At 55.3% G+C, this 10,907-nt stretch carries 7 protein-coding genes; 3 read left to right on the forward strand and 4 right to left on the reverse strand.

Translation table 11 applies throughout. The features are described from left to right. Nucleotides 1-22 precede the first annotated feature (22 nt). From BMX66_RS14390 to BMX66_RS14400, 3 genes are read left to right on the forward strand one after another with little or no spacing between them, the layout of a single operon-like run. A complete protein-coding gene (locus tag BMX66_RS14390; protein WP_090883410.1) occupies nucleotides 23-1,522 on the forward strand; it encodes an ABC transporter permease in 1,500 nt (499 codons plus the stop codon). Further along, nucleotides 1,519-3,630, forward strand: coding sequence for an ABC transporter ATP-binding protein (locus BMX66_RS14395; protein WP_090883411.1), 2,112 nt, complete (start codon nucleotides 1,519-1,521; stop codon nucleotides 3,628-3,630). The genes BMX66_RS14390 and BMX66_RS14395 overlap by 4 nt, the downstream gene beginning before the upstream one ends. Nucleotides 3,631-3,677: 47 nt before the next feature. Then, complete coding sequence (locus BMX66_RS14400) at nucleotides 3,678-5,282, forward strand: peptide chain release factor 3 (protein WP_090883413.1); 1,605 nt, start codon at nucleotides 3,678-3,680, stop codon at nucleotides 5,280-5,282. A gap of 140 nt (nucleotides 5,283-5,422) precedes the next feature. Here BMX66_RS14400 and BMX66_RS14405 read toward each other — a convergent pair whose 3' ends face one another. From BMX66_RS14405 to BMX66_RS15845, 4 genes are all read right to left on the reverse strand, one after another. Then, entirely contained in the window at nucleotides 5,423-6,316 is an 894-nt protein-coding gene (locus BMX66_RS14405) for a fructosamine kinase family protein (RefSeq protein WP_090883415.1), read from the reverse strand. Nucleotides 6,317-6,328: 12 nt separating this feature from the next. Beyond that, entirely contained in the window at nucleotides 6,329-7,762 is a 1,434-nt protein-coding gene (argH, locus tag BMX66_RS14410) for an argininosuccinate lyase (RefSeq protein ID WP_090883417.1), read from the reverse strand. Nucleotides 7,763-8,021: 259 nt separating this feature from the next. Continuing rightward, on the reverse strand, nucleotides 8,022-10,226 hold the full coding sequence (locus BMX66_RS14415) for a primosomal protein N' (RefSeq protein ID WP_090883419.1): 2,205 nt from the start codon (nucleotides 10,224-10,226) through the stop codon (nucleotides 8,022-8,024). Nucleotides 10,227-10,713: 487 nt separating this feature from the next. Next, nucleotides 10,714-10,907 (reverse strand): hypothetical protein (locus BMX66_RS15845; protein WP_218142104.1); only part of this gene is annotated, 194 nt, incomplete at its 5' end.

Raw genomic sequence — 10,907 nt, forward strand, 5'->3', positions numbered from 1 at the left:
TGGTATCCCAACAAGCGCGCTGATGTCTTTCAAACCCGTAATTCTATGGACAGATGCGCTCGTCTACCTCCTGGTTGCGGCGCTGATCCTGTTTGCCTGGCACGTACGGAGAAACGAGCATCTCTGGGCGCCGTGGCGCCGTGTCGGTCATAGTGCAAGCGGCATGGCGGCGCTCACGGTGCTGGTATTCTTTGTGATTATAGGTTTACTTGACACGGTGCATTTACGTCCCGCAGTGGAGAATAATAGCGGCGGCGAAACAGCTTATAGTGTGGAAGTCCTAAGCTTGTTCGACGTGATCGCGACCCCGTTGCGGACACAGGTGGAAAAGACTTATTCAGCACCGTTTGCCGCATATCTTTATGCTCGAGAAACAATAGAGCATCCGGGCGGCGGGCAGACACGGGAATTTCCCCGCCTGAAATTCGGCGCAGCGCATTTGCAGGATCCAGAAACGCAGCTTGTCACCGATATCGCCTGGCGAGCGGCAGCGGGCGGCGGTCTTGGGCTGTTCTTCTGGTGCCTGGCTGTCGCGTCGTTGGCCCTGTTATTGGCACGCCGCAGCGGTGAAGCATTTCTATCAATGCTCTCCGCTATCAGGCGCGGTGCTACCGCCATTCCCTGGAACGCGGCATGCATCACACTGGCGCTCATCCTGGTAATGTGCGGTGCGGCGCTGGCCTTATGCGGAAGCTACCATATATTGGGCACTGACAAGGTAGGGCAGGATGTTTTCTACCAGTCCCTGAAAAGCATCCGCACCGGACTCGTGATCGGGACGCTCACTACATTGATGATGCTTCCTTTTGCACTGCTCCTGGGCATCACCGCCGGCTACTTTCGAGGCTGGGTGGATGATGTGATTCAATATCTGTATACCACGCTGAGTTCAATTCCCGGGGTTCTGCTTATTGCAGCGGCAGTGTTGATGACGCAGGTATACATGGAGACGCACCCGGAGCTGTTCGATACGGTCGCGTCCCGCGCCGATCTGCGTCTGCTGTTTCTGTGCATCATACTCGGGGTGACGAGCTGGACCGGGTTGTGCCGCCTGCTGCGCGGCGAAACGCTGAAGTTGCGTGAAATGGAATATATCCAGGCGGCTCACGCATTCGGTGTTTCCCACTGGCGAATTCTCAGCCGCCACATTCTTCCCAACGTGATGCATATCGTGCTGATTACTACGGTGATGGATTTCAGCGGCCTGGTTCTCGCTGAAGCTGTGCTGTCTTACGTAGGCGTTGGCGTTGATCCTTCAACCATCAGTTTTGGCACCATGATTAATGCGGCACGTCTGGAAATGGCACGGGACCCAATGGTATGGTGGTCCTTGCTTGCGGCCTTCAGTTTCATGTTTGCCCTGGTCTTGAGCGCTAATCTGTTTGCCGATGCGGTACAAAATGCATTTGATCCACGAGTGAAGACCCTGTCGGCGAGAGTTGGAGCATTGCGGCGCAAACGCAGAGAAGAGCCAGAAGCCAAATCTTCTCCCACCAGGACCGAGGGTTCTCTTCCGTCATGAATGCGGTTTTGCAAATCAACGATCTCGAGACCATTCTCTACACGGAGGCAGCGCCGGTGCGAGCGGTGGATGGACTTACACTACAGATCATGAGGGGTGAGACTTTCGCGCTGCTGGGTGAATCCGGCTGCGGAAAATCCATAACTGCCCTGTCCGTTATGCGATTGCTGCCAGACTCGGGGGAAATTTTGGGGGGTTCCGTCAGACTCGGCGGAGAGGATCTGCTTCTGCTGCCTGAGGCCGCCATGCGCGGCATTCGCGGAAAGCGCATCAGCATGATTTTTCAGGAGCCAATGCTAAGCCTGAATCCAGTCATGACCGTGGCGGATCAGATTGGCGAAGTGTTGCAGCGGCATTTCAATTTACGCGGTGCGGTGGCACAAAAACGCATACAGGAAATTCTGAATCAAGTGGGAATACCTGATCCGGCAAGGCGCATGAATGAGTATCCGTTCCAGTTTTCGGGCGGAATGAAGCAGCGGATGATGATAGCCATGGCACTGGCAGGAGAACCTGAACTGCTTATCGCCGATGAGCCTACTACCGCGCTGGACGTAACCATTCAGGCGCAGGTACTTGACCTGATGCGTAATCTGCAGCAGCGCGACGGCATGGCCATCCTATTCATTACTCACGATCTCAGCGTGGCAGCGGAGATAGCGCATCGGGTGGGGATAATGTATGCCGGAGAAATCGTGGAGACAGCGACGCGCGACGCGTTTTTCCGTGGTCCCGCACATCCCTATTCACGGAAGTTGCTCGCGTCCTTGCCGGGAAGGGATAAGCGGCGGCAGGGTTTGCGCCTGGCCGCAATCAGCGGAAACGTACCGCCCCTGTCACATGAATTCGTGGGGTGCCGTTTTGCGGATCGCTGTGATCATGCCTGGGAATTATGTCATGAGGTCGCGCCGGGATGGACCGCGCTGGCCGGTGAACAGCAGGTAAGGTGTCATCTTTTTAACCAGAATTGGGGATCTGGCGTTCGGGAGCAACAATTCAAGGATGAAAGGCGGGAATCCGCTGCGCAGAATTCAGGAAAGCCGGATAAGTCCGATACGGATACCGGAACCGGGTTGCTGAATCATGAATCCGGAGTTGCGGATTCATGCTTGTTGTCCGTGACCGACCTGAAAGTTTACTTCCCCATCCACAAGGGTTTCATGAAACATGTGGCGGGATATGTCAAAGCGGTCGATGGCGTGTCCCTCGAGATTTGCCAAGGTAAGACGTTGGCGTTGGTAGGGGAATCGGGTTGCGGAAAAACCACGGTTGGCAAGGGTATCCTGCAACTGATTCCCCCCACCGGGGGCAGCGTGCGCTATGGCGGGCTCGAGCTGGTAGGGCTGGAACGCAACCGGTTGCGAAAGCTGCGCGCCGAGCTCCAGCTTATATTCCAGGATCCGTATTCATCACTCAATCCGAGAATGCGTATCATCGATATTATCGAAGAGGGAATGAACGCCCTGAATATCGAAAACGACAGCAAAGCAAGCCATGCTGAGCGTCTATCCGGCACCGATAGAAACAAGGTGGACAAGCTATTGGACAGTGTCGGGCTATCGCCGGAAACGAAATGGCGTTATCCGCACGAGTTTTCGGGCGGCCAGCGGCAGCGTATCGCCATTGCCCGCGCGTTGGCCGTCAACCCAAAACTGATCGTATGCGATGAGCCGACAAGCGCCCTGGATGTATCGGTACAGGCGCAGATTTTAAATCTGTTGAAGGAACTGCAGAATAATCTGGGATTGGCCTATCTGTTCATCACGCACAACATTTCAGTGGTGGAATATATTGCGGATGAAGTGGCCGTGATGTATCTGGGGAGAATAGTGGAACGCGGCAGCGTGGATGAAGTTTTGACCAGCCCCCGGCATCCCTATACGCAGGCCCTGCTGTCGGCGGTTCCGGTAATTGAACCTGAATCGAAACGTCAGGTCATACACCTTCATGGAGATATGCCATCTCCCTCCCATCCACCATCAGGCTGCCACTTTCATCCCCGCTGCCCCCACGTCATGCCGGTCTGCCGCGAAGCGTATCCGGCAACAAGCACATTCAGTTCATCGCATACAGCGCGCTGTTATCTTTATCCTCAGGAACAGGATTGAGCGCATCTGGAAGCACAAGCACAAGCACAAGCATAAGGAATATGTATATGGTTGGTCAGGAAGTCGCACGTCGCCGTACGTTTGCCATCATTTCTCACCCGGATGCCGGCAAGACGACGCTTACCGAGAAACTGCTGTTGTTTGCCGGGGCGATTCATATCGCGGGCAGCGTCAAGGCGCGCAAGGCAAGCCGTCATGCCACTTCCGACTGGATGGAGATCGAGAAGCAGCGCGGTATTTCGGTAGCCAGTTCGGTGATGCAGATGGAGTACGGAGATTGTGTCATCAATTTACTGGATACACCGGGACACCAGGATTTTTCCGAAGATACCTATCGTGTTCTGACTGCCGTGGATGCCGCCCTCATGGTGATCGACGCTGCCAATGGCGTGGAGGCCCAGACGCTGCGACTGCTGAACGTTTGCCGCGCGCGTAATACGCCCATCATCACTTTCGTGAATAAAATGGACCGCGAAGTGCGTGACCCACTCGACCTTATCGACGAGATTGAACGAACGCTGGACATGGCCGCGGTGCCTTTTACCTGGCCAATGGGTATGGGCCGTGGTTTTAATGGTGTATTTGATCTGAGGCGCGATAGCATGCGTGTTTTCCGGCCGGGGTCGGACAGGTTGGATAACGAGGACGAAATCATCGAGGGCCTGAACAATCCCGCTATCGCGGAACGCTTTGCGGACAACGCCGCCAAGGTGCAGCAGGAAGTCGAATTGATACGCGGTGCCTCACCCGAATTCAGTCATGCGGCATTCCTCGCAGGTCGGCAGACGCCGATATTTTTCGGCTCGGCCATCAATAACTTTGGCGTTCGCGAGGTGCTTGAGGCGCTGGTCGATCTCGCGCCGCCGCCTGGACCGCGGAGCGCCTTGCAACGCCGCGTACAACCTGCTGAACCGAAGTTTTCAGGCGTGGTATTCAAGATTCAGGCCAATATGAACCCGGCTCACCGGGATCGTATTGCGTTCGTGAGAATTTGCTCGGGCCGGTTCGTGCGCGGCATGAACCTGAGGATAGTGCGTAATGATAAGGATATCCGGACCAACGGCGTCGTCTCATTCCTCTCCCAGCGGCGCGACTTGCTGGACATTGCCTATCCCGGCGATATCATCGGGATTCCCAATCATGGGACGCTGCAACTGGGAGATACGCTGACAGAAGGCGAGCGGCTGCAGTTTACAGGTTTGCCGTTTTTCGCGCCGGAACTTTTCCAGACCGTCGAGATTGCCGACCCGATGCGCAGCAAGCAGCTTAAATTGGGGCTCGCGCAACTTGGTGAGGAGGGCGCGATTCAGGTGTTTCGTCCTCACTGGGGAGGTACCTTGCTGCTGGGCGCGGTGGGCACTCTGCAGTTCGAGGTGGTAGCGCACCGGCTCAAGCATGAATATGGTGTGGATGCCCGGCTCGCACCCGCGAAGTACCAGTTGGCGCGCTGGGTCACTGCGGATGACCCGCGCGAACTTAAACGATTCATCGATACCAACGCGCATCGGATCGCCTATGATGTTGTCGCTGCACCGACCTTTCTGGCCTCCTATGGGGCGGAACTGAGCGTGGCGGAAGAAAGCTGGAAATCCATACGGTTTCACAGAATGCGGGAGCATGCCGGACTGGTATTCGAGACTCTCGATGGATGAACAAGCTGATTCCTTCGAGCATAGGTTGTCGTCATTTCCGTTTTTGCGGCAGGCATGTAGCGACAGCGCAATGCCTGCGCTTATTGCCCTGCATGCTGCTGACATATGCGGGCGGGCACAAGAATCCGTGCAGGATTTCCTTAGCTGACTTCCGCAAGCAACTTATCGATCATTTGCTCCGCCTGACGCAGATAGCCGGCGCCAAACAGGTTGAGGTGGTTCAGTATGTGATAGAGGTTGTATAGCGTTTTACGCGTGGTATAGCCCGGATCGAGCGGGTAGGCGTCTCGATAAGCTGCATAAAAAACATCGGGGAACCCGCCGAAAAGTTCGGTCATGGCAACATCCGTTTCGCGATCGCCGTAATATACGGCCGGATCGAATACTACCGGTTGGGCTGCCTCATCAAAACTATAATTGCCACTCCATAAATCGCCGTGCAATAGCGACGCAACCGGTTGTGACACTGGAAAAAAGCAATCCAGTTGCTCCATCAGCCGTTCGCCTCGTGTCTGCAATCGTCCCGAGCGCCCCGAGTGTCCATTCACCGCGGCTAATCGCAACTGATAGCCTAAACGGTATTTACGCCAGAATTCAATCCAGTTGGACGAAGATATGTTAATTTGCGGCGTCGCGCCGATCGTGTTGTCTCGCGTCCATCCGTATTTTTCCGAAGAGAAATGATGCATTGCGGCAAGGCCCGATCCCAACGTCGCCGCACTACTGCGTGAACCCTTGCCCATCTCCAGATATTCCAGCACCAGCCAAGCCGTAGAACTGTTTTTTCCCCAGCATACCGGCGCAGGTACCCGGAGGGTGCGGGAGCTGTGGATTTCGTGAAGACCTGCCGCTTCGGCTTCGAACATCGAAAGGCCGTCTGCATGGTTCAGTTTGACAAAAAATCGCCGGCCGTTGTCTTCAATACGATGCGCCTGATTAATGCAACCGCCGCCGACGGACGAAATTTTGCCTACGGCGAACGGGATGCCGGTGGAACTGGAGATTTGCGCGCCGATTTCAGTCCAGGGCAGCATAAGCGGAGAAGTTTACGGGACCGTCGGTGTGCTGCTTGAGGATAGCCATTCCCTGGCGCGCCCAATGGCCGCGCTCACCTGCGGAGGCGCGGTTCCACCCACGTGGTTACGGCTATTTATCGAACCGTCCAGCGTCAGCATCGCGAAGATATCGTCGGCAATCAGCGGGGAGAATTGCTGCAGTTCCGGCAGGGTAAGTGCGCTCAGGTCCCGTCTATTCTTTTCGGCAAAGCGCACCGCCTGCGCCACAGCTTCGTGCGCCTCGCGGAAAGGGAGGCCTTTTTTGGTCAAATAATCGGCCAGATCCGTGGCAGTCGCATAGCCTCGCATTGCGGTGTTGCGCATTGCCCGCTCATTGACGCGGATACCGGCCAGCATATCGGCGTAGATACGCAGCGTGTCGGTCAGCGTGTCCACCGTATCGAATAGCGGTTCCTTGTCTTCCTGGTTGTCTTTGTTGTATGCAAGCGGCTGAGCCTTCATCAGCGTAAGCAGGGCCACCAGATGCCCATTGATGCGCCCGGTCTTGCCGCGAACCAGTTCGGGCACATCGGGATTCTTCTTTTGGGGCATGATGGACGAACCGGTACAGAATCGGTCCGCAAGATCGATGAAGCCGAAGGAGGGGCTCATCCATAAAATCAGTTCTTCCGATAATCGCGACAGATGTGTCATGACCAGGGCGGCTGCGGCACAGAATTCAATCGCGAAATCCCGATCGGAAACCGCATCCAGAGAGTTTTCGCAAACGCTATCGAAATCCAGTTCTCGCGCCACCATCGCTCGATCGATAGGATAGCTGGTTCCTGCCAGCGCCGCGGCACCCAGCGGCAGCTTATTCACGCGCTTTCTGCAGTCGGACAAGCGCTCGGCATCGCGTTTCAGCATTTCGAAATACGCCATGAGGTGGTGACCGAAGACCACCGGCTGCGCTACCTGCAAATGAGTGAAACCGGGCATCACGGTGTCCACGTGCTTTTCCGCGAGATCGAGCAGCGCATGCTGCATTGCGTGGATGAGGCCGATAATATTGTCGATCGAGGCGCGCAAGTAGAGCCGCACATCGGTAGCGACCTGATCGTTGCGTGATCGTGCCGTGTGCAGTCTTTTCCCGGCATCGCCTATCAGGGTTGTGAGACGCCTCTCGATATTGAGATGCACGTCTTCCAGTTCCAGCCGCCAGACAAAATCGCCATTGTGGATTTCTTCCTGAATCCGGCCCAGACCCAGTTCGATAGCAGCCAGGTCATCCGGACCAATGATGCCTCTGGCTGCGAGCATGCGCGCGTGAGCGAGCGACCCCCGGATATCGTAGTCCGCCAGCCGCCGATCGAAATCCACTGACGCGGTATACCGCTGCACCAGTTCCGAGACCGGTTCGTCAAAGCGTCCCGACCAGGTGGTTGTGCTTTCAACCGGTGCCACGCTCTTTTTGGAAGCTGCCATGATGTATTGTCAGTGTCTTGTTGGCATGGAAGTGATACAGCTTTTCACGCCGCTCTCTTGCAGCGCTCGTTGCCGCATTCTTTCCGTCATGCTCGTGAAATAATGAGTATAAATCAAAACACCCGCCTCAGCGGCTCTTCAGCTCAATGGCTGCGAACGCGGCGGGGCCGGCCAAGCCCTCCCGATCCCGGATATCCTCGTCAAACCTGAAGGACTAACGGAAGAGTTTCCGCGGCGGCCGGTAAAATACTCTTCAAGCTCAGAAATCCTGCGGATCCACGTCCAGAGTCCAACGCACCTTGCGGTTGGAGAATGTGTCCAGCTTTGCGCGCCAGGGGGCCAGGAATTCCTGTAATTTGCGGCGCGAGCGGGATTGTACCAGCAGATATGCCCGTTCCATTCCCTTTAGCCGTGCCATTTGTGCCGGGACCGGATCGAATACCTCTATCTGCTTCGGCGCTTGCGCTACTGCTGCCGCGTTCGCGAGAAAACTGAGCGCGGCATCGATCCTGGGTGCTTCCGCGTGTAATAGAACCTGATAGACGAACGGTGGGAACCCTGCAGTCCTTCTTTCCTCCAGCAATGTCTGCGCCAGCAAGTCGTAATCGTGCCGCCGCAATGCATGGTAAAGAGGGTGATCGGGGAACTCCGTTTGAATCAGCACTTCTCCAGGGATACCGGCGCGTCCGGCGCGACCTGCAACTTGCATGAGTTGCGCAAACAACCGCTCCGATGCGCGAAAATCCGTACTGAACAGGGAAGCGTCCGAGTTCAGAATGCTCACCAGAGACAGATTTGGAAAGTCGTGCCCTTTCGCGAGAATCTGAGTTCCAACCAGAATGTCTACGCGTTGTTCCTGAATGTCTCTCAACATTTGTTGCCAGGCGCCTTTCCGATTCGTACTGTCGCGATCGATACGCATGATTCGCGCATCGGGGAAATGATTTGCCAATGCAGCCTCCACCCGCTGTGTGCCATGACCGAAAGGGGCGATATCCTGATCTCCGCATTCGGGACAGACATGGGGAAACCGTTCCTGATGACCACAATGATGGCACCGAAGTTTTTTATCGCGCAGGTGTACCACCAGTCGACTGGCGCAGCGGTGACAGGCCGCTGTCCAGCCGCATGACCTGCAGAGTAATACGGGCGCATAACCACGGCGATTTATGAAAACAAGGCTTTGCTGATTTAACGTGAGACATCTCTCCAGCGCGGCAATCATGGGCGCAGAAAAACTTTCCTTAGTCTTCGCGGCACGGGTGTCGATACAGCGTACTATGGGCAGAGCGGCGTTCTCGACCGCGCGGGACGGCAGCCGCAGTCTGAGATAGCGGCCGGTGGTTGCATTGTAATAACTCTCAAGGGACGGTGTGGCGGAGCCCAGTATCACTGGCACGTCCGCATGCTTGGCACGAAAGATGGCTACGTCTCGCGCCGAATAGCGCAAGCCATCCTGTTGTTTGAACGAGGCGTCCTGCTCCTCATCCACAATTATCAGTCCAAGCCTTGGCAGCGCGGTGAATATGGCGAGGCGAGTGCCGAGGATTATTTCGGCTTCGCCCTGTTGCGCTTGCAGCCAGCCGGTCGCGCGCTCAGAGGGACTAAGTCCGCTATGGAGGCTTATCAGCTTCAGGGCAGGGAAGCGTGCACGGAAGATTGCTTCCAGCTGCGGTGTCAGGTTGATTTCGGGGACCAGCACGAGCGTTTGCCGCGCTTGCCCCAACAGCAGCGAAATCAGCCGGAGATATACCTCGGTTTTTCCGCTGCCCGTAACCCCGTGCAATAGCCAGGTATTGAACTCATTTATCCTGGGAGCAATCGCATTGAAGGCATTTTCCTGCGCGGTAGTAAGGGCGGGGGCCGGCAGTATTTTCTCGCTGGAAGCTGGAGCGGCGGGCGGAGCAGCAGATATCTCTTCAACCCATCCTAGTGTTACCAATTCTCTCAGGGCCTTGGGCGCCCGCGGTGAAAGTTGTTTTGCCTCGCTAATGCTTATTGTTGCGCCGGACTCTCTCAGCCTCGCCAAAAGCCTGTGTTTGACCACCTGGCGGGCGGGAACAGCCGATATGTCAGTTGCACGTCCTGTAGTGGTGAGGCAGTATCGAGAAACAGGGGGGACGTTTTGCACGAAGGGTTTACTGCTGCGCAGCCTGTTGGGCAGTCCGTTCATCACCACCTCCCCCAGGGGATGATGGTAGTACTCGCTGCAGAAACGAAATAGGTCGAGCAATGCCCGGGGCAGCGGCGGGATGTCCCGAAATATATGGGCCACGCGCTTGAGTTTGGAATACGAGACGGAAGAGTGAGTAGTCACTTCCATAATTACTCCCGTCATCATATTTTTCCCAAACGGGACGAGCGCACGAGCGCCGATATCCTGCTCCGTTACCTCAATATCCGATGCAAGGTAATCGAACAAAATATTCAGCGGAATATCAAGCGCGACGCGTATGATGGGCATGCCAGGGAAGGGATTAAAGGCGTATTACCCGAAATGGAAGTGAGAAGAACTGCAGCTTTCACTGTTGGAAAGCGGCAAGCGAAACGACTGTACAGTCAGCGCGGCTTATTTTCGTAAAGTGCAATGGTTGGCTGATTGCGGCCTATTCCTTGCCCAAACAATTTCCCCACCCCTCCATGGAAATGCAGGAATAATTGTATCCGCTGCGTGCGTGCCTGAATACATGCAAGAGCTGCAAGCGGAGTAATCCGAGGATAGACGAGGATCTTCTCGTCAAGAAATAATATGGGCATTTGCAAGCTCATCCGTGTGGTCGGATTATAACCTTGAGTTGTCAGATTTTCTTACACATCATTTGCACTGAAATAGGCGGATAGATCCAAGGTACTGATTCCCCTAGGCTATAAAAAACTGGCACGAGATATGCTTATGGGGGAATTAATGCACAATCACAAATAGGGTTCAGCTATTATTGCCTGTGCAGTTTTTAAAGGATAGCCAACGAAAATTCAAACTGCATTTTCTTTACATGGTCCAGCAAAAGACCGAGGTCTTCAACGGCGTCGAGAGAGGTAAGTTTGGCGAAGAAGTTGCCCTGCCTGTTACCTGACAAACTGCTTGACTTGGAGAATCTTCGGGGATAGTCTTTGCGGGGTTGTGGGTATGTAAAGTACTGGTAGC

Source organism: Nitrosovibrio sp. Nv6 (assembly GCF_900110495.1).
GTDB lineage: Bacteria > Pseudomonadota > Gammaproteobacteria > Burkholderiales > Nitrosomonadaceae > Nitrosospira.